This window comes from Nonomuraea antimicrobica, from assembly GCF_039536965.1.
Classification (GTDB): Bacteria; Actinomycetota; Actinomycetes; order Streptosporangiales; family Streptosporangiaceae; genus Nonomuraea; species Nonomuraea antimicrobica.
Map to the genome: position 1 here is coordinate 104,193 of NZ_BAAAZP010000067.1, position 18,387 is coordinate 122,579.

16 protein-coding genes are annotated in these 18,387 nt (G+C 72.2%); 10 read left to right on the forward strand and 6 right to left on the reverse strand.

What is annotated here, in order from left to right:
* Nucleotides 1–22 precede the first annotated feature (22 nt).
* Together ABD844_RS17205 and ABD844_RS17210 are read left to right on the forward strand one after the other, a co-directional pair.
* Nucleotides 23–1,000: a phosphotriesterase family protein gene (locus tag ABD844_RS17205; RefSeq protein ID WP_344878053.1), complete on the forward strand. Its 978-nt coding sequence runs from the start codon at nucleotides 23–25 to the stop codon at nucleotides 998–1,000.
* Nucleotides 1,001–1,039: 39 nt separating this feature from the next.
* A complete protein-coding gene (locus ABD844_RS17210; protein ID WP_344878055.1) occupies nucleotides 1,040–1,426 on the forward strand; it encodes an STAS domain-containing protein in 387 nt (128 codons plus the stop codon).
* Nucleotides 1,427–1,726: 300 nt separating this feature from the next.
* On the opposite strand, the gene ilvD is transcribed toward ABD844_RS17210, so the two are convergent.
* On the reverse strand, nucleotides 1,727–3,376 hold the full coding sequence (gene ilvD / locus ABD844_RS17215; protein ID WP_344878057.1) for a dihydroxy-acid dehydratase: 1,650 nt from the start codon (nucleotides 3,374–3,376) through the stop codon (nucleotides 1,727–1,729).
* A 69-nt stretch (nucleotides 3,377–3,445) separates the two neighbouring features.
* Nucleotides 3,446–4,666: a saccharopine dehydrogenase family protein gene (locus ABD844_RS17220; protein WP_344878059.1), complete on the reverse strand. Its 1,221-nt coding sequence runs from the start codon at nucleotides 4,664–4,666 to the stop codon at nucleotides 3,446–3,448.
* Nucleotides 4,667–4,762: 96 nt separating this feature from the next.
* Between ABD844_RS17220 and ABD844_RS17225 the strand changes: the two genes are divergently transcribed.
* Nucleotides 4,763–5,461 (forward strand): TetR/AcrR family transcriptional regulator, encoded by a 699-nt coding sequence (locus ABD844_RS17225; protein ID WP_344878061.1) that lies wholly within the window; start codon nucleotides 4,763–4,765, stop codon nucleotides 5,459–5,461.
* 178 nt (nucleotides 5,462–5,639) lie between these two features.
* On the opposite strand, the gene ABD844_RS17230 is transcribed toward ABD844_RS17225, so the two are convergent.
* The 3 genes from ABD844_RS17230 to ABD844_RS17240 form a co-directional block, all read right to left on the reverse strand.
* On the reverse strand, nucleotides 5,640–6,620 hold the full coding sequence (locus ABD844_RS17230) for a hypothetical protein (protein WP_344878063.1): 981 nt from the start codon (nucleotides 6,618–6,620) through the stop codon (nucleotides 5,640–5,642).
* 136 nt (nucleotides 6,621–6,756) lie between these two features.
* Nucleotides 6,757–9,258, reverse strand: coding sequence for a Tex family protein (locus tag ABD844_RS17235; protein WP_344878064.1), 2,502 nt, complete (start codon nucleotides 9,256–9,258; stop codon nucleotides 6,757–6,759).
* A 239-nt stretch (nucleotides 9,259–9,497) separates the two neighbouring features.
* Nucleotides 9,498–9,932 (reverse strand): RpiB/LacA/LacB family sugar-phosphate isomerase, encoded by a 435-nt coding sequence (locus tag ABD844_RS17240; RefSeq protein WP_344878066.1) that lies wholly within the window; start codon nucleotides 9,930–9,932, stop codon nucleotides 9,498–9,500.
* A 112-nt stretch (nucleotides 9,933–10,044) separates the two neighbouring features.
* Here ABD844_RS17240 and ABD844_RS17245 point away from each other — a divergent pair, with 112 nt between their 5' ends.
* Genes ABD844_RS17245 through ABD844_RS17275 form a run of 7 tightly spaced genes read left to right on the forward strand, consistent with a single transcriptional unit; the run spans nucleotide 10,045 to nucleotide 17,917 of the window.
* Nucleotides 10,045–11,124 carry an S-methyl thiohydantoin desulfurase family protein gene (locus ABD844_RS17245; protein ID WP_344878068.1) on the forward strand — a complete coding sequence of 360 codons (1,080 nt, stop codon included), beginning with the start codon at nucleotides 10,045–10,047 and terminating at the stop codon, nucleotides 11,122–11,124.
* Nucleotides 11,117–12,742: a hydantoinase/oxoprolinase N-terminal domain-containing protein gene (locus ABD844_RS17250; protein ID WP_344878070.1), complete on the forward strand. Its 1,626-nt coding sequence runs from the start codon at nucleotides 11,117–11,119 to the stop codon at nucleotides 12,740–12,742. Before ABD844_RS17245 ends, ABD844_RS17250 begins: the two co-directional genes overlap by 8 nt.
* Before the next feature lie 22 nt (nucleotides 12,743–12,764).
* Nucleotides 12,765–14,369, forward strand: a complete 1,605-nt coding sequence (locus tag ABD844_RS17255; protein ID WP_344878072.1) for an ABC transporter substrate-binding protein — start codon at nucleotides 12,765–12,767, stop codon at nucleotides 14,367–14,369.
* 2 nt (nucleotides 14,370–14,371) lie between these two features.
* The gene (locus ABD844_RS17260) at nucleotides 14,372–15,388 is read left to right on the forward strand and encodes an ABC transporter permease (protein WP_344878074.1); all 1,017 of its coding nucleotides are present in this window, start codon (nucleotides 14,372–14,374) and stop codon (nucleotides 15,386–15,388) included.
* Nucleotides 15,385–16,299 (forward strand): ABC transporter permease, encoded by a 915-nt coding sequence (locus ABD844_RS17265; RefSeq protein ID WP_344878076.1) that lies wholly within the window; start codon nucleotides 15,385–15,387, stop codon nucleotides 16,297–16,299. The genes ABD844_RS17260 and ABD844_RS17265 overlap by 4 nt, the downstream gene beginning before the upstream one ends.
* Nucleotides 16,296–17,033 carry an ATP-binding cassette domain-containing protein gene (locus tag ABD844_RS17270; RefSeq protein ID WP_344878078.1) on the forward strand — a complete coding sequence of 246 codons (738 nt, stop codon included), beginning with the start codon at nucleotides 16,296–16,298 and terminating at the stop codon, nucleotides 17,031–17,033. The genes ABD844_RS17265 and ABD844_RS17270 overlap by 4 nt, the downstream gene beginning before the upstream one ends.
* Nucleotides 17,030–17,917, forward strand: coding sequence for an ABC transporter ATP-binding protein (locus ABD844_RS17275; protein WP_344878080.1), 888 nt, complete (start codon nucleotides 17,030–17,032; stop codon nucleotides 17,915–17,917). The genes ABD844_RS17270 and ABD844_RS17275 overlap by 4 nt, the downstream gene beginning before the upstream one ends.
* Here the strand turns inward: ABD844_RS17275 and ABD844_RS17280 are convergent.
* On the reverse strand, nucleotides 17,910–18,377 hold the full coding sequence (locus ABD844_RS17280) for a MarR family winged helix-turn-helix transcriptional regulator (protein ID WP_344878082.1): 468 nt from the start codon (nucleotides 18,375–18,377) through the stop codon (nucleotides 17,910–17,912). The two genes, ABD844_RS17275 and ABD844_RS17280, sit on opposite strands and share 8 nt — an antisense overlap.
* Nucleotides 18,378–18,387: the final 10 nt, after the last annotated feature.

Genomic DNA, 18,387 nt, shown 5'->3' on the forward strand with positions numbered 1-18,387 from the left:
ACCAGCCGGTATGGAGGCGCGCATGCCCACCGTCGAAACCCTTCGCGGCCCCGTGGACGTCGGAGAGCTGGGGCAGACGTTGATGCACGAGCACGTGTTCGTCGTGGCCACCGAGCACCTGGACAACTACGGCAAGGGCGCCTGGTGGGACGAGGAGCACCGGGTGGCGGACGCCGTCACCAAGCTCAACGCGGTGGCCGCGAAGGGCGTGCGGACGATCGTCGACCCGACGGTGTGGGGGCTGGGCCGCTACATCCCGCGGGTCCAGCGCATCGCCGAGCAGGTGCCCGGCCTGCACATCATCGCCGCCACCGGCATCTACTCCTACGAGGAGCTGCCCCACCAGTACGAGCACCGCGGCCCCGGCCTGATCTTCGACTGCCCGGACCCGATGATCGACGACTTCGTCCGCGACCTGACCGAGGGCATCGCCGACACCGGCGTGAAGGCGGCCTTCCTCAAATGCGTGGTCGAGGCCAAGGGGCTCACGCCCGGCGTCGAGCGCATCTGCCGGGCCGTGGCGCAGACGCACGTACGCACCGGGGCGCCGATCACCGTCCACACCAACTCCTTCGCCCAGAGCGGGCTGATCGCGCTCGACCTGTTCGCCAAGGAGGGGGTCGACCTGCGGAAGGTGGTCGTCGGGCACTCGGGCGACAGCAACGACCTCGACTACCTCATGCGCCTGGCCGACACCGGCGCGATACTCGGGATGGACCGGTTCGGTCTCGACGTCTACAACCCGACCGCGCAGCGCGTGGCCACGATCGCGGCGCTCTGCCAGCGGGGATACGCCGACCGCATGGTCCTCAGCCACGACGCCGCGTGCTTCATGGACTATTTCGGCGGCGCCTGGGACGACACTCTCGGTACGCTGGCGCCGAACTGGCGCTACGATCACATTCACGACGACGTCTTGGCCGCACTGCTGGACTCGGGTGTGACCGACGACCAGATTGAGCAGATGCTGGTGTTCAACCCGAAGCGCTACTTCTCGTAAAGTGGGGATCGGGAAAGCGACGCGGGTAGGTGGAGCTGGGTGACTTCGGAGCAGGCCTTGTCGATAAGCCTCGGACTCCAGGGCCCCTGCGTCATCGCACGGCTCACGGGGGATTTCGACTTCGGCTCCGCGGCGGAGGTCCGCGACCGCGTCACCAAGGCACTCGATCTCGCTCAGCCCCCGCTGCTCGTCATCGACATGGAGGCGGTCAGCGTCTGCGACTCCTCCGGCCTGTCGGTGCTGGTCTACCTGCACAAGGCGGTCACCGCCTCGGGCGGGCGGCTGTTGCTGTCGGGGCTCAACGGCAGGTGCAAGCACCTGTTCGCGATCACCGCGCTCGACAAGTTCTTCGACATCCGCAGCACGGCCGAGCTGGCCATCGCCGAGCTCAACGACGCGGGCGACGCGCCGCCCTTCAACGAATAGTCCTGCGCGGGGTGTCCTGTACGGGCAGGACTGTGCGGGCAGCGAAAAGGGGCCGGCCGGTGGTCGGCTCGGCCCCCTCGGGCTCACGCGGTGACGAGGAGTGCCACCCCGATCAGCACCACGACCGGGACGACCCACATCACGGCCTCCACGGCGAACTCCTTGAGCATCGCGTCAGTCTCCTTCGAAGTGAGGGCGGTGCCATGTCACTGCGCAGTGTAGCCGTCCGCACGGATTGCTCGATCCCGGGTCTCGGACCGTGACCGCCGCCTACAGGGCGTGACCGTCAGATCGTGACCTTCAGATCGTGACCGCGCCGTCGGAGGCGGAGGCGACCGTGGCCGCGTACTTGGTCAGCACCCCTCGTTCGACCACCCGTTCAGGACGCCGCCAGGCGGCCCGGCGCTCGGCCAGTTCGGCCTCCGGCACCAGCAGGTCCAGGGTTCCGGCCGCGCTGTCGATCACCACCGGGTCGCCGTCGCGTACGAGGGCGATGGGCCCGCCCCGGTACGCCTCCGGCGCCACGTGCCCGATCACCAGCCCGTGCGAGACCCCGCTGAACCGGCCGTCGGTGACCAGCGCCACCGAGGTGCCCAGGCCGCGCCCGACCAGGGGCCCGGTGATCGAGAGCATCTCGCGCATGCCGGGGCCGCCCGCCGGGCCCTCGTACCGGACCACGATGACGTCGCCGGGCACGATCCGGCCCTCCTGGATGGCGGCGTAGCAGGCGTTCTCCGAGTCGAAGACCCGGGCGGGGCCTTCGTGGCGGAAGTCGTCCTTGCCGCCCAGTTTGAGCACGCAGCCGTCGGGCGCGAGCGAGCCGCGCAGGACGGCCAGCGCGCCGCGCCGCTTGAACGGCGCCGCCGCGCTCGCCACGACCCGCTGGCCCGGGGTCTCCCTGGCCTGCGCCGCCACCTCGGCCAGCGTGCGGCCGTCCACCAGCGTGACGTTCTCGCGCAGCAGGCCCGCCTCCAGCAGGCGGCGCACCACCAGCGAGGTGCCGCCCGCCCGCCACAGGTCGAGCGCCGTGTGCTCGCCGCCGCTGGGCTTGAGTCCCGTGATGATCGGGACCTCGCGGCAGACCTCGCCGATCCGGTCGATCGCCAGCGGCAGCCCCGCCTCGCGGGCGATGGCCAGCAGGTGCAGGACCGCGTTCGTGGAGCCGCCCATGGCGGCCACCGACACGATCGCGTTGTGCAGCGCGTCCGAGGTGAGCACGCGCGAGGGGCGGGCGTCGCGCGCCAGCGCCTCCATGGCGATCTCCCCGACCCGGCGGGCCGCCGCGCCCTTCTCCCCGGCCACCGCCGGGATGTCGCCTGCCCCGAACGGCGCCAGGCCGAGGAAGTCGGCGACGGCGGCCATGGTGTTGGCGGTGTACTGGGCGGCACAGGTGCCCGCCCCGGGACAGGCGTGCCTGGCCAGGTCGTCGAGGTCGGCCTGGTCCATCCGGCCGACCTCGCGCTCGCCGAGCGCCTCCCACATGTCCTGGATGGTCACGTCGCGCCCCCGCCAGCGGCCGGGCATCATGCTGCCGCTGTAGAGGACGACCGACGGCACGTCCAGGCGGGCCAGCGCCATGATCGCGGCGGGAACGGTCTTGTCGCAGCCCACGATGGCCACCAGCGCGTCGAACCCGTGCGCCCGCCCCATCAGCTCGATCGAGTCGGCGATGACCTCCCGGCTGACCAGCGACGCGCGCATGCCCGGGGTGTGCATGGTGAGGTTGTCGGAGACCGCGACGGTGTTGAACTCCATCGGCAGACCGCCCGCCGCGCGCACCCCGTCGGCCACCTGGGCGGCCAGCTCGCGGTGGGTCAGGTTGCACGGCATGGTGCCGGTCCAGGTGGAGGCGATGCCCACCACGGGGCGGCGCAGTTCCTCGTCCGTCACGCCCATGGCGTACAGGTGGGAGCGGGCCGGTGCGCGGTCGGGATCGTCGGCGATGCTCACGGGGCTACCTCCGAGGTACGGTTCGCGGCACCTCAATGATCCCTCGCCCGGTTCCGCGCGAGGCTCTCCCTACTGCTCGCGCAGGCCCCACGGCGAGCCGTACTCGACGAGGAGGTCCAGGAACGGGCGCGGCTCGAACGCCTCGGGCCCCAGCACGCCCGCGCCCCTCCAAACCCCGCCCGCCAGCAGCTCCAGGGCGACCACCGGGTTGACCGCGGTCTGCCAGACGACGGCCTGGGAGCCGTACTCGCGCATCGACCACTGGTTGTCCACCACGTGGTAGAGGTACACCTCGCGCGCCCGTCCGTCCTTGACGCCCTTGACCCAGGTGCCGGCGCAGGTCTTGCCGTGCATGCGCTCGCCCAGCTCGGCCGGGTCGGGCAGCACGGCGGCGACCACGTCGCGCGGCGACACCCTGGCCGTGCCCCGGTCTGTCCTGACCGCGACCGGCTCGGTACGGTCCACACCCAGCGCGTGCAGCGTCTTGAGGGTGCCGATGAACTCCTCGCCCAGGCCGTACTTGAACGTCACCCGCTGGGCCGGGATCCACCGGGGCACCAGGACGACCTCCTCGTGCTCGACGTTCACGCACTCCACGGGGCCGATCCCGTCGGGGAAGTCGAAGACCTCGGGCTCGCTGAACGGCTCGGTGGTGAACCAGCCGCGGTCCTTCTCGTAGATCAGCGGCGGGTTGAGGCACTCCTCGATCGTGGTCCAGATGGAGAAGGAGGGGGCGAAGTCGTAGCCCTCGACGGTCAGGTTGCCGCCGTCCCTGATGCCGATCTCCTCGATCTCGTCGAACAGCTCGTCGGCGGCGTAGCGGGCGAAGACGTCGGCCAGGCCGGGCTCGACGCCCATTCCTACCAGCGCCAGCCTGCCCTTCGCGGCCCACTCGGGCGCGCGGGCGAACTGCTCGTCGCCCAGCATGACCCCCACCTCCTCGTACGGGCGGTCGGGGTGCGGCCTGGACATCGACATGGCCATGTCGAGGTAGTCCGCCCCGGCGGCCAGCGCCGCCTCGAACAGCGGCAGCACGAAGCGCGGGTCGGTGGCGTTGAGCAGGACGTCGCAGCGGTGCTCGGCCAGCAGCGCGGTGACGGCGTTCACGTCGGCGGCGTCGATCCTGGCCGGGGTGAACCTGGTGGCCTCCTGGCCCAGGGCGGCGACGGCCGCCTTGGCGCGGGGGAGGTCGTAGTCGGCGACCACCATGTGGTCGAAGAACGGGCGGCGGGCGGCGATCCGGGTGATGGCGGTTCCCACGCCGCCGGCTCCCACGAGAAGGATACGCATGACGATAGATCCCCTTTGAAAGCTTTTGGGGGGTGTGTCGTTCATCAAACGCTTGTAGGGTCGTCAACGTCAATGGTGTTGGCGTAAGGAGCGCTGGTGGCCAAGCGGGTGGTGCCGGAGGCGGGGCGCAGGCGGCGGCGTCCCACCAAGCAGGGACAGGTGCTGTCGCACGGGCTCATCGTGGAGACGGCGCTGCGGATGCTGCGCGAGCACGGGGCCGCCGGGCTGACCGCCCGCCGCCTGGGCCTGGCGCTCGGGGCCGACGCCAGCACGATCTACCGCTACTTTCGTGGCATGGACGACCTCATCCTCGCGATCGCCGACGAACTGGTCGGCCACGCGATGGCCGACTGGCGGCCCACCGGCGACTGGCGGGCCGACCTGCGTGAGCTGGGGCTGCGCATCCATCATGCGTACCAGGCCCATCCGCAGGCCGCGGTGCTGACCGCCAGCAGGGTCACGGGGCGGCCCAACGAGGTGGCCAGCGACGAGACGATCCTCGGGATCCTGCGCGGGGCCGGGTTCGCGAACCGGGACGCGGTGCGGATCTATCACGCGTTCATCGACCAGAGCCTCGGCTTCGCCATCCTCGACGCCGCCACGCTGGCCCTGCCGACGGCGGCGCGGGAGGCGGACGAGGAGGTGTGGCGCGACACGTACGCGCGGCTGCCGGCGGGCACCCATCCCAACATCGCCGCCACGGCGCCGCTGCTGGTGGCGCGGATGAACGACAGCGCGTACCCGGCGGCCCTCGACATGCTGCTGTCGAGCGCAGCGGCCCAACTCGGAAAGTAACCACCCGCCTTCGGCCCGGCCCGCCTTCGGCCCGGCCCGCCTTCGGCCCGGCCTCCGGCTCGGCTGCCCCAGGGCGCTCCCGGCTGTCCCTCTCCGTCTTCGGGCATTCCCGGCCTTGGGCTCCGACTGGGGGAGGGGCCGAGGCAGGGGTTGGCGAGGAGAATTCAGGGCTCCGGGCTCAGGGCTGGTTCTTCGCGAGGCGTTTGCCGAGTCCGGCCAGTGAGTCGTCGGCCATGAGCGCGGGCAGGCGGGGTGCGTCCGCGTCGATCTGGCGCAGCACGGCGGGCTGGTCGCCGCAGTGGCGGGTCCACGCCCTGACGACCTCCGGCATGGCCGCGACCGCCTCGTCCGACAGGATCGCCTCGCGGGGCAGCCACGAGGTCAGGAACTGTGACACCCGCCCCGGGCTCCACCACAGCGGCCGGTCCCCGACGAACTCGGCCAGCTTCTCGAACGCCTCCCGCGCCCCCGGCAGGTCGGGGACCGCCTGGAAGGCCACCACGGTGTCGTCGGAGGCACCGCGTACGGGACCGGGCACGGACAGCGCACGGGCGACCGCCAGCGGGCGGACCGCGGGCAGCGTGTCGGCCACGGCCGCCCCCATGATCCGGTCACCCAGCTCGAACGCGTCGAGGACCCGGCCCGCGACCACCCCTGGGTCCGCCTCGCGCAGGCCCAGGTCGTCGAGGAACTTCCGCTCCTCGACCAGCGCGTCCACGGCGAGGCCGCCCTGGGGCTGGTCGATGCCGGTGACGACGATGTGGGGCTCTTTACCGTTGTCGTACCGGAAGGCCAGGACCGCCAGGACCTGCTCGCCGTAGAGGTCGGCCTTGCCGTACCAGGCGCCGTCGCCGGTCACCCGGCCCATCCGCCGTGCCCAGCCGGGCAGGCTCTCGGCCACTCCGCCGCCGGCGGCCGTGAAGGGCCTGTCGTCGCCCGCCGCCTCCGCGGGGCCGTTGACCGCCGCCAAGGCCGCCAGTGCCAGGCGCGCCTCCTGGCCGCCGTCGTCCGCCGCGCGCCGCAGGAACTCCGCCGCCTGCCCCGCCGCCTCCAACTCGGACGTGAGCCGGGCGGCCCAGAGCTCCGTACGCAGTGGGGAACGCCACCGGAGCAGGTCGCGGGCCTGGGTGATCGCCGTGTCGAACGCAGTGCTGCTCACCCTTAGACCGTATCGCCACACCCGCCCCACTCAGCGAAGGAACCGCTCCACGGGACCGGACGCCCCTCCCCAGAAAGACGGCGGCCGTGGTGGGAGCCCGCGGTCAGCGGTTGTCGCCGCCCAAGCCCGCCTGCGGTCAGCGGTTGTCGCCGCCCAGGCCCGCCTTTCGCAGGGCCTCGGCCATGGCCCCCGTGGGAGCCGGGCGGTCCTGGCGGCGCTGGCCGCCCCGCTGGCCGTCTCCGCGCCCGCGCTGGCCACCGTCACCGTTGCCCCGGCCGCGCCCACCATCGCCGCGCCCATCGCCACGCCCGTCACTGCGCCCGTCACTGCGCCCATCGCCACGGCCACTGCCGCCGCGTCCGCCGTCGCCGCGACCGTCACCCCGTGCGCCGTCGCCGCGGCCGCCCTGGCCGCGGGACTGCTGGCTGTCACGGCGGGCGGTGTCCTGTGGGCGGCCGGGGCCCTTGCGGGAGCCGTCGCCCCGCTGCTGGGCCGCCGTCTCGTCCTCCAGGCGCAGGGTCAGCGAGATGCGCTTGCGCGGGATGTCGACGTCGAGGACCTTCACCCGCACGATGTCACCGGGCTTGACCACGTCGCGCGGATCCTTGACGTAGGTGCGCGACATGGCCGACACGTGCACCAGGCCGTCCTGGTGCACGCCGATGTCGACGAACGCGCCGAACGCCGCCACGTTGGTGACCACGCCCTCCAGGATCATGCCGGACGTGAGGTCGGAGATCTTCTCCACGCCCTCCTTGAAGGTGGCCGTCTTGAAGGCGGGACGCGGGTCGCGCCCAGGCTTCTCCAGCTCGCGCAGGATGTCGGTGACCGTCGGCAGGCCGAACGACTCGTCGGTGAAGTCGTTCGGCTGGAGCGAGCGCAGCGCCGCCGTGTTGCCGATCAGCGTCTTGAGATCGGTCTTGGCGGAGGTCAGGATGCGCCGCACCACCGGATAGGCCTCCGGGTGCACGCTGGACACGTCGAGCGGGTCGTCACCGCCCGGGATGCGCAGGAAGCCCGCACACTGCTCGAACGCCTTGGGCCCGAGCCGGGCCACGCTCTTCAGCGCCGAGCGGGTGCGGAACGGGCCGTTGGCGTCGCGGTGGCGCACGATGCTCTCGGCCAGCGTGGCGCCGATGCCCGACACGCGGGTGAGCAGCGGGGCGGAGGCCGTGTTGACGTCGACGCCCACGGCGTTGACGCAGTCTTCGACGACCGCGTCGAGCGAGCGGGAGAGCTTCGACTCGGCGAGGTCGTGCTGGTATTGGCCGACGCCGATCGACTTCGGGTCGATCTTGACCAGCTCGGCCAGCGGGTCCTGCAACCGGCGGGCGATGGAGACCGCGCCGCGCAGCGACACGTCGAGCTCGGGCAGCTCCTGCGACGCGTAGGGAGAGGCGGAGTAGACCGAGGCGCCCGCCTCCGAGACCACGATCTTGGTGATCGACGGCATGTGCTGGACCAGCTCGGTGGCCAGCTTGTCGGTCTCGCGGGAGGCCGTGCCGTTGCCGATGGCGATCAGCTCGACCCCGTGCCGCTGCGCGAGCGCGCCCAGCGCCGCCAGCGACTGCGCCCACTGCCGCTTGGGCTCGTGGGGGTAGATGGTCGTGGTGTCGACCACCTTGCCGGTGGTGTCGACCACGGCGACCTTCACGCCCGTACGCAGGCCAGGGTCGAGCCCCATCGTCGGCCGCGCCCCGGCCGGAGCGGCGAGCAGCAGGTCGCGCAGGTTGGTCGCGAACACCCGCACCGCCTCGTCCTCGGCCGCCTGCCACAGCCGCATGCGCAGGTCGATGCCCAGGTGCACGAGGATGCGGGTGCGCCAGGCCCAGCGGACGGTCTCGCCCAGCCACTTGTCGGCCGGGCGGCCCTGGTCGGAGACGCCGAACCGGGAGGCGATGCGCAGCTCGTAGTCGGGGCTGTCGTCGGGCTCGAGCGTGACGGAGAGGACCTCTTCCTTCTCGCCCCTGAACATGGCCAGGATCCGGTGGGAGGGCAGCTTCGTGAACGGCTCGCCGAACTCGAAGTAGTCGGAGAACTTGGCCCCCTCCTCCTCCTTGCCCTCGCGCACCTGCGACACCAGACGGCCGTGGCTCCAGAGCTGCTCGCGCAGGCCGCCGATGAGGTCGGCGTCTTCGGCGAAGCGCTCGATGAGGATCGCCCTGGCCCCTTCGAGCGCCGCGCCCGCGTCGGCCACGCCCTCGGTGACGAAGCCCTCGGCGGTGGCGGACGGGTCGAGCGTGGGGTCGGCGAGCAGCCGATCGGCCAGCGGCTCGAGGCCCAGCTCGCGGGCGATCTGCGCCTTGGTGCGCCGCTTGGGCTTGTAGGGCAGGTAGATGTCCTCGAGCCTGGCCTTGGTCTCGGCCGCCATGATCTGCTCGCGCAGCTCGTCGTCGAGCTTGCCCTGGGACTCGATGGACTCCAGGATCGTCGCCCTGCGCTCCTCCAGCTCGCGCAGGTAGCGCAGCCGCTCCTCCAGCGTGCGCAACTGCACGTCGTCGAGGGCGCCGGTGGCCTCTTTGCGGTATCGCGCGATGAACGGCACGGTCGCGCCGCCGTCGAGCAGATCGACGGCCGCCTGCACCTGCCCGTCGCGTACGCCGAGCTCTGCCGCGATCCGCTGGTGAATAGAGAGCACTTGCCTGCCTTTCGATGGTCCCGCCGGTCAATTGTGCAGGACTACGCCGTCTTTCATGACCAGAGTGCGCGCAGGGTGAACGACCACCGCCTCCGCCGGGGCGGTGTGTCGGTCATGCCCAGCACCCTAAACGGCGGCGCCGACGATTTCCGTTGCTCCGCGGCGCCTGTTCCGAACCGAGGCGGGAAGTGAACTCAGACCGTACCCGGAACCCGGCCGGGGAAGAAGCCGGAGCGCGGTCAGATCTCGGCGAGGTGGGAGACGTTGGCCACGTCGGCGGCGTCGGCGCTCGGCCGTCCGGCGAACCAGGCGTCGAGGATCTCGTCGAGCACCACGTCGGAGGTCAGGCGGAGGCTGAGGGCCAGGACGTTGGCGTCGTTCCACTTGCGGGCCCCGTCGGCGGTGTAGGCGTCCAGGCACAGGGCGGCGCGCACGCCGGGCACCTTGTTGGCCGCGATCGACGCGCCCGTGCCGGTCCAGCAGCACACGACCGCCTGGTCGGCGCGGCCCTCGGCGACGTCTTTGGCGGCCAGCTCGGAGGCCCACGCCCAGTCGTCGCGTTCGCCGTCGTTGAGCGCGCCGTGGGTGACGACCTCGTGGCCGCGCCCGCGCAGCTCGGACACGACCCGCTCGGCCACCCCGTCCTTGCTGTCGGCGGCCACCGAAATCCGCATGCGCCCTCCCGGTCTGCTCGGTCCACCCCCACATCTACCACCCGCGTACGCCCGACCGCAGCGGCGTGTGGGGTGGCGTAATGGGCTGGTATGTGCTTGGTTGTGGCGCCATATGAGTCATACGAGTATTGACGAGAACGACATCCCGGCCCTGGCACGGGGATGCGCCGTCCTGGGCACCGGCGGCGGGGGAGACGTGCGTACCGGCTCGCTCGCCGCGATCAGGGCCATCAGGGCGTACGGCCCGGTGCCCCTGGTCGCCCTCGGCGACCTGCCGGAGGACGCCCTGGTCGTGCCGCTGTCCGGCATCGGGGCCCCGACCGTCAGCCACGAGATGATCCACGGCGAGGACGAGCCCAAGCGCATCGTCGAGGAGGTCGAACGGATCTTCGGCCGCCCGCCCACCGCGATCATGTCCTCCGAGATCGGCGGCTCGAACGGGATCGCCCCCGTCGCCTGGGCCGCCCAGCTCGGGGTGCCGCTGCTCGACGCCGACGGCATGGGACGGGCCTTCCCCGAGGTCCAGATGGTCTCCATGTACGTGGCGGGGCTCCCCACCGAACTCGTGATCATGTCCGACGTCGCCGGAAACGTGGTCACCATCCGCCCGGTCGACGGGTTGTGGTCCGAGCGCCTGGCCCGCGCGGTCTGCGTGGCCGCGGGCTCGCACGCGCTCATGGCCGACTACGTCCTCACCGCAGGGCGGGCCAGGGGCGCGGTCATCGAGGGCACGGTCACGCGCGCCCTGGACGTCGGCCGGGCCACGGAGGGCGCCGCCGACCCGCTCCGCGCACTCCAGGACCGCCTCGGGGCCGCCAGGCTGGTCACCGGCAAGCTGACCGACGTGGAACGGCGTACGACGGGCGGGTTCGTCCGCGGCACGGCCACGATCGAGGGCACCGGCGCCGACCGCGGCCGCCGCCTCACGCTGGAGCTGCAGAACGAGAACCTGGTCGCGATCGAGGACGGCCGGGTCCGCGCCATGGTCCCCGACCTCATCACCGTCGTGGACACCGAGACCGCCGCCGCGATCCAGACCGAGGCGCTCAGGTACGGCCAGCGCGTCACGGTGCTCGCCTGGCCCTGCGACCCGCTCTGGCGCACCCCCAAGGGCCTGGAGACGGCCGGTCCGAGGGCGTTCGGATACGACCTGGACTATGTCCGCGTGGAGGACCTGGTGACGCATGCCTGACCTCGGCAAAGGCCCTGACCATCCGATCACCCACGACCTGCGCGTCGGGATCGACGTGGGCGGCACCAACACCGACGCCGTGGTACTCGACGCGGACGGCCGGGTGATCGCCAAGGCCAAGCGCCCGACCACCCCCGAGGTGACCGACGGCCTGCGGGCCGCCCTGGACGCCGTGCTCGCCCAGGTGGAGCGGCGCGGCGACGTCACCCGCGTCATGCTCGGCACCACGCACGCCACGAACGCCATCCTGGAGCGGCGCGGCCTCGGCCGGGTGGCCGTGCTGCGGCTCGGCGCCCCCGCCACCACCGCCGTGCCCCCGCTGTCCGACTGGCCCGATGACCTGCGCAAGGCCGTCTCGGCGGGCGAGGCGATCGTGCCCGGCGGCCACTACGTGGACGGCCGCGAGATCAGCCCGCTCGACCTGGACGCCGTCCGCCGCTTCCTCGACGGCGTAAGAGCCGACGCCGTGGCGGTGACCAGCGTGTTCAGCCCGGCGGACGACGGCCACGAGCGCCGGGTCGCGGAACTGGCCGGCGCCGAGTACGGCCTGCCCGTCTCGCTGAGCCACGAACTGGGCTCGCTCGGCCTGCTCGAACGCGAGAACGCGACGGTGCTGAACGCCGCACTGTACGGCGTCGCCGCCCACGTCACCGACGCCCTCGTCACGGCGCTGGCCGAACGCGGCATGAGCGCCCGCCCCTACCTCGCGCAGAACGACGGCACGCTCATGACCCTGGAGCACGCGGCCCGGCTGCCGGTCTCCACGATCGGGTCGGGCCCGGCCAACTCCCTGCGCGGGGCCGCGTACCTGTCGGGGGTGGCGGACGCGATCGTGGTGGACGTGGGCGGCACCTCCACCGACCTGGGCGTGCTGGCTGGGGGCTTCCCGAGGGAGTCGGCGGCGGCGGTGGAGATCGGCGGCGTCCTGACCAACTTCCGGATGCCCGACATCCTGGCCATCGCGCTGGGCGGCGGCACCGTGGTGCGCGGCGACGGCGTCGGCCCGGACTCGGTCGGCTACCGGATCACCGAGCAGGCCCTGGTCTTCGGCGGGCCGACGGCGACGATGACGGACGCGGCGGTGGCGGCGGGCCGGGTGCCGCGGGAGGCCGAGGGCTGGCGCGAGCGGCTGCGAGCGGCCATCCTGGCGCACGACGGGCCCACTCCGCAGGAAGCGGGTGACATGTCGGAAAGAATCGCAGACATTCTGGAAAGCGCGGTCGCCCGAGCCGACGAGAAGGTCATCGACGCCGTGGACCGCATGGCGCTCGGCCGGACCGATCGGCCCCTGGTGGCGGTGGGGGGCGGGGCGTTCCTGCTGCCCGACGTCCTCCCCGGCGTGAGCCGGGTGATCCGCCCCGAGCACGCCGAGGTGGCCAACGCCGTGGGGGCCGCCATCGCACTCGCGAGCGGCAGAGTCGATACGATCTTGCCAGCGGGAGAAAGCCGGTCACGGGCGATCGAAGGCGCCAAGGAGGAGGCGCGGGCGCGAGCCGTGGCGGCGGGGGCCGACCCCTCCGCGGTCGACATCGTGGACCTCGTCGAGGTGCCGCTGAGCTATCTCTCCGAGCCCGCCGTGCGGGTGCACGTCAAAGCAGCCGGACCCCTCGCCCGGTGAACATCGAAAGGATCCCCCCACCATGCGCTGGCACAAGCGTCTGCTCGTCGCCGGGGTAGCCGGTGTCCTCGTCCTGACCGCCTCCGCGTGCGCGGGCGGCCAGGTGCGCGGCGCCGGCGGCACACCCAGCCCCCAGGCGAGCGGCGGCACTCCGGCCGCGCAGGCCAACGACCGCACGTTCGTCTACGCGCCGAACCAGGACGTGGTCACCGACTGGGACCCGGCGACCTCCTACTCCAACGAGATCATCGCCCTTTCCAACATCTACGAGGGCCTGACCAGGTACGACTCCGGGACCAAGGAGGCCACGCCGCGCCTGGCCACCGAGTGGACGTCGTCCGACGACGGCAAGGAGTGGACGTTCAAGCTGCGGCAGGGCGTGAAGTTCCACTCCGGCGCCACCATGGACGCCGAGGCCGTCAAGAAGGCCGTCGAGCGCACGATCGAGAAGAAGGGCGGCGCGGCCTACATCTGGGACCCGGTCGACGAGATCGAGGCCGTCGACGCGGGCACGGTGAAGTTCACCCTCAAGTACGCCGCCCCGCTCGACCTGGTCGCCTCCTCCGGCTACGCCGCCTGGATCTACGACGTGGACGCCGTCGACACCGACGGGAAGAAGACCGCGGGCACCGGGCCGTACACGGTCGACTCCTGGCAGAAGGGCAAGGAGACCGAGCTGACGCTGAAGGCGTTCGAGGGCTACTGGGGCGGCTGGAAGCCGGAGCAGTACAAGAAGGTCGCCTTCCGCGTCACGCCCGAGATCACCACCGCCTGGCAGCTCCTGCAGAGCGGCGAGGTGAGCTTCGTCGACCGCCTCAACCCGCAGCTCTTCGCCCAGGCCGGCACCACGGAGACCGTGCAGACCGCGCAGTCGCCGTCGTTCCAGAACCTGCTGGTGCTCTTCAACACCGCCGACGGCCCGGCGAAGGACGTCAAGGTGCGGCAGGCGCTGCAGCTCGCGATCGACTACGACGGCCTGGCGGCGTCGCTGGACGGCGCGGGCAGCAAGGCCAGCGGCCTGGTGCCGCAGGGCCTGCTCGGCCACGCCGCGGGCATGGAGCCCAAGCAGGACCTGGCCAGGGCGCAGGCGCTGCTCGCCGAGGCCGGGTACGGCCCCGACAACCCCGAGCTCAAGCTCAGCCTCACCTACGGCATCGGCGACGAGGACCAGAAGCTGCTGGTCACGTTGCTCAGCTCGGCGCTGAAGCAGCTCAACGTGACGCTCGAGGCCAAGCCCATGAACTGGAGCGCCCAGTGGGACCTGGGCAAGAAGGGGGGCCAGGACATCTTCGTCATGTACTGGTACCCGGACTACCCGGACGCCTACTCCTGGTTCCTCAACGTGTTCAAGAGCGCCGACAAGCCGCAGTTCAACCTCTCCTATCTCGACGACGGCGAGATCGACGCGGCCATCGACAAGCTGCCCGAGCTGACGGCCACCGACAAGCTGGCCGCCAGTCAGCAGTACGCGGAGCTGCAGAACAAGATCATCCAGGAGCAGGCGGCGGTGGCGGTGCCGTACGTGCAGACGTACCAGCGCGCGCTGTCCTCCGACGTCCGGGGATACGCGGACAATCCCGCCTATCCCAACGTGGTCTTCTTCTACGACCTCACGCGCGCCGGCTGACCATGCTGCGCCATCTGGCCCGCCGGCTCGGCCAGGCACTCCTGGTCGTGGCCGGCGTGGTCGTGCTCACGTTCGCGGTCATGCGGCTGGTGCCCGGTGACCCGGCGGTGGCCTTCGCCGGGCCGAAGGCCACGCCCGAGCAGCTCGCCGAGGCACGCGCGCGGTTCGGGCTGGACGACCCGCTGCCCGTGCAGCTCCTGACCTACGTGCGCGACCTCGTCACCGGCGACTGGGGCGTCAGCCTGCGGACCAGGCAGCCCGTCCGCGACGACCTCTACCTCGCCTTCCCCGCCTCGCTCGAGCTGGTCGGGGCGGCCCTGCTGCTCGCGGTCGTCGCGGGCGTCCCGCTCGGCGTGCTCGCCGCCCGCCACAAGACCCGGCTCCCCGACTTCGGGGTACGGCTCGGCAGCATGCTGGCCGTTTCCGTTCCGGTCTTCTGGCTGGCCCTGGCCCTGCAGACGGTCTTCGCCGGCAACCTCGGCTGGTTCCCCATCGCCGGCGAGTACGACTCCTCCCTCGACACCACCAGCCCCCTCACCCTCTGGACGAACATCACCGTCGTCGACGCCCTCATCACCGGCAACTGGCCCATCTTCACCAGCACCCTCCATCACCTGGTGCTGCCCGCGCTCGTCGTGGCCGCCTACCCCACGGGCGTCATCGCCCAGATGACCAGGGCCGCGCTCATCGAGGAGTCGGGGCAGGACCACGCCAGGCTGGAGCGCGCGCTGGGCTTCGGCGAGACCTCCATCCTGACCAAGTTCGCGCTCAGACCGGCGCTCAACCCGGTGCTGTCGCTGATCGCCCTGGTCTTCGCGTACGCGATCGTCAACGGCTTCCTCGTCGAGGCCGTCTTCAACTGGCCGGGCCTGGGCCGCTACGCCGCCGAGTCGATCCGCTCGCTGGACACCCCGGCCATCGCGGGCGTCACCCTCCTGGTCGCCCTGGTGTACGTGCTGGCCAACCTGGTCGTGGACGTGCTCCAAGGCTTCGTCGACCCCCGGACGAGGACGCGATGACCGACGTTCAACCGCTGCGCAGGACGCTGCCGCGCGTCCCCGACCGGTTCGCCGCGTTCGGGGCGGTGCTCCTGGCGGCCGTCGTGCTGGCCGCGCTGCTCGCGCCGTGGCTGGCACCGTACCCGATGGACGAGCCCCGGCCGCTGGAACGCCTCCTGCCGCCGAGCGGCGCCCACTGGTTCGGCACCGACCAGGTCGGGCGCGACGTGCTCACCAGGATCCTGTACGGCGGGCGCACCTCGCTGTTCATCGCCGTGGCCGTGCTGGGCGTCTCGGCGGCGGTGGGGGTCGCCCTGGGCGTCGTGGCCGGGTACGTGGGCGGCTGGGTCAGAGACGTGATCATGCGGGTCACGGACGTGTTCCTGGCCTTCCCCGCGCTGCTGCTCTCGCTGGCCCTGGCCGTCGTGCTGCAGCCCAGCGTGAACACCGTGATCCTGGCCATCGCGGTGACCTGGTGGCCGTGGTACACGCGGCTGTCCGCGTCCGTGGCCGCCTCGATCGCCACCCGGAGCTACGTGGACGCCGCCCGGTGCCTGGGCGTGCCCGCCCCGCTGATCATCGTGCGGCACGTGCTGCCGAACTCGCTCACGCCCGTCCTGGTGCAGATCTCGCTGGACGCGGGTGGAGTGATCCTGACCTCGGCGGCGCTGTCGTACCTGGGGCTGGGGGCGCAGGAGCCGACGGCGGAGTGGGGGCTGATGGTGCAGCAGGGGCAGACGCTCTTCACCACGAACTGGTGGGTGGTCACCTTCCCCGGGCTGGCGATCCTGGTGACGGCGTTCGCGTTCAACGTGCTGGGCGAGGGGCTGCGCAACGCGCTCGACCCCCGGAGCGGAGGAGCTCGGCAGGAGAGCGCGAAGCCAACGAGTGCCGAAGCGGCCGCGACCATGAACACGGGGGTGGTCAGGTGATCGAGGTGCGTGAGCTGCGGGTGCGCTACGGCGGACGGCTGGTCGCCGACGTGCCCGAGCTGGACGTGGGACCCGGCGAGTGCGTGGCGATCGTGGGGGAGAGCGGCTCCGGCAAGTCCACGACGCTCCTGTCGCTGCTCGGTCTCACCGAGAACGCGGAGGTCTCGGGCGAGATCAGGGTGTGCGGGGTCGACGTCCGTACGGCCTCCCCGCGCGCGCTCCGTGGGCTGCGGGGTGCGCGGGCGGCGCTGGTGATGCAGTCGCCGCAGGCCGCGCTCAGCCCGGCCACCCGCCTCGGCGTCCTGATGCGCCGCGCGCTCAAACTGCACGGCAGGGACGCCGGCGAGCAGGCCATGGCGCGGGCCGTGGCGGCCGTCATGCTCGACCCGGAGATCCTGCGCCGCTACCCGCACGAGGTCTCCGGCGGCCAGGCCCAGCGCTTCGCCATCGCGCTGGCCCTCGCCCTGGGCGCCGAGGTGATCCTGGCCGACGAGCCCACCAGCGCGCTCGACGTCACCGTGCAGGCCGAGGTGGTCGCCCTGCTGTGCCGGCTGCGCGCGGAACGCGGCCTGGCGCTGCTGCTGGTCTCCCACGATCTGGCCCTGGTCTCGACGATCGCCGATCGGGTGCTGGTCATGAAGGACGGCGCGGTGGTGGAGTCGGGCCCGGCCGCCACCGTGCTGGCCGAACCCGCCCACCCCTACACCCGCGAGCTGCTGGAGGCGCTGCCGTGACCCTGCTCAGAGCCGAAGGGGTGACGCTCGGGTACGGCCGCCGCCCCGTCGTGCACGACGTGAGCCTGGACGTCACCGAGGGCGGCGTGGGCCTGATCGGGGAGAGCGGCTCGGGCAAGACCACGCTGGCCCGCGCGTTCCTGGGCCTCCTCACCCCCATGTCGGGAAACATCTGGTACGGCGACCAGACACTCGAGAAGGCGGACCCGCGGAAGTTCCGCAGGGACGTCCAGCCCGTCTTCCAGGCCGAGGCGCTCGACCCCAGGATGCGCATCGGCCGTTCGGTGGCCGAGGCCCTGCCGCGCGCCGCCCGCTCCCGCGTGCCCGAACTGCTCCGGCAGGTCGGCCTCGACCCCGAGCTGGCCGGCCGCCGCCCGCACGAGCTGTCCGGCGGCCAGCGGCAGCGCGTGGTGATCGCCCGCGCCCTGGCCGTCGGCCCCCGCCTGCTCATCCTGGACGAGCCCACCAGCGCGCTCGACGTCACCGTCCAGGCCAAGATTCTCGGCCTGCTGGAGTCGCTGGACACCGAGCGCCTGCTCATCACCCACAACCTGGCCGTCGTGGAGCGGCTGTGCCGCACCTCGTACGTGCTCTTTGCGGGCCGGGTGGTCGAGTCGGGGCCGACGGCCGACCTGCTGGCCGCCCCCGCCCACCCCTACACCCGGGCCCTGCGCGACGCCGTGCCGAGGCTCGGCGGTCCCCCGCCCGAGGCTGGGTCGGCGAAGGGGGGCGGAACGGAGGCCGCCCCGGCGGCGACCGGGTGCGCGTACCGGCTGCGCTGCCCGCTGGCCGGGCCGGAGTGCGAGCGGGCGCCCGAGCTGAGGGACGTGCGGGGTCGTCGGGTGGCCTGTCACCGGGCGGAGGACGTCCTCCCGGTCACTTGACCACTTTGAGTGTCCTCAGGTGGTCGTGGACGTCGTCGGAGAGCTTGCCCAGCAGCCGGGACAGCTCGGCCCTGTCGGCGTCGGACCAGCCCTCCAGGGCGCCCTCGATCCACGCGCCGGTGACCCGGCGGCACCTGCCCGCCACCTCGGCTCCCTCCTCGGTGAGCGCGATGCGCCAGGCCCGGCCGTCGTCGGGGTCGCGTACGCGCTCGACCAGGCCGCGCTGCTCCAGCGCGGCCACGTGCCGCGTCACGTGAGGGCTCTCCACCTGCAGGGTCTCGGCGATCGAGCCGATCCTGCGGGGCTCGCCCGCGTCGAGCAGGGTGACGAGGACCTCGACGTCGGGCCGGTGCAGCCGGACGCCTGCGGCCTCGGTCAGCCGCTCGTGGGTCTTGCCGCGGTTGAGCGTGGTCACCAGCCGCCGGAAGGCGGCCACCGTCGCCTGAAGGTCGTCGTCCATCCGCTTGCTT

What these genes read in the sequence shown, in the direction of transcription:
- ABD844_RS17260 (WP_344878074.1), top strand. Translation starts at nt 14,372, where the DNA reads ATGCTGCGCCATCTGGCCCGCCGGCTCGGCCAGGCACTCCTGGTCGTG.
- ABD844_RS17240 (WP_344878066.1), bottom strand. Translation starts at nt 9,932, where the DNA reads ATGCGGATTTCGGTGGCCGCCGACAGCAAGGACGGGGTGGCCGAGCGG.
- ABD844_RS17265 (WP_344878076.1), top strand. Translation starts at nt 15,385, where the DNA reads ATGACCGACGTTCAACCGCTGCGCAGGACGCTGCCGCGCGTCCCCGAC.
- ABD844_RS17255 (WP_344878072.1), top strand. Translation starts at nt 12,765, where the DNA reads ATGCGCTGGCACAAGCGTCTGCTCGTCGCCGGGGTAGCCGGTGTCCTC.
- ABD844_RS17205 (WP_344878053.1), top strand. Translation starts at nt 23, where the DNA reads ATGCCCACCGTCGAAACCCTTCGCGGCCCCGTGGACGTCGGAGAGCTG.
- ABD844_RS17280 (WP_344878082.1), bottom strand. Translation starts at nt 18,377, where the DNA reads ATGGACGACGACCTTCAGGCGACGGTGGCCGCCTTCCGGCGGCTGGTG.
- ABD844_RS17250 (WP_344878070.1), top strand. Translation starts at nt 11,117, where the DNA reads ATGCCTGACCTCGGCAAAGGCCCTGACCATCCGATCACCCACGACCTG.
- ABD844_RS17220 (WP_344878059.1), bottom strand. Translation starts at nt 4,666, where the DNA reads ATGCGTATCCTTCTCGTGGGAGCCGGCGGCGTGGGAACCGCCATCACC.
- ABD844_RS17245 (WP_344878068.1), top strand. Translation starts at nt 10,045, where the DNA reads ATGAGTCATACGAGTATTGACGAGAACGACATCCCGGCCCTGGCACGG.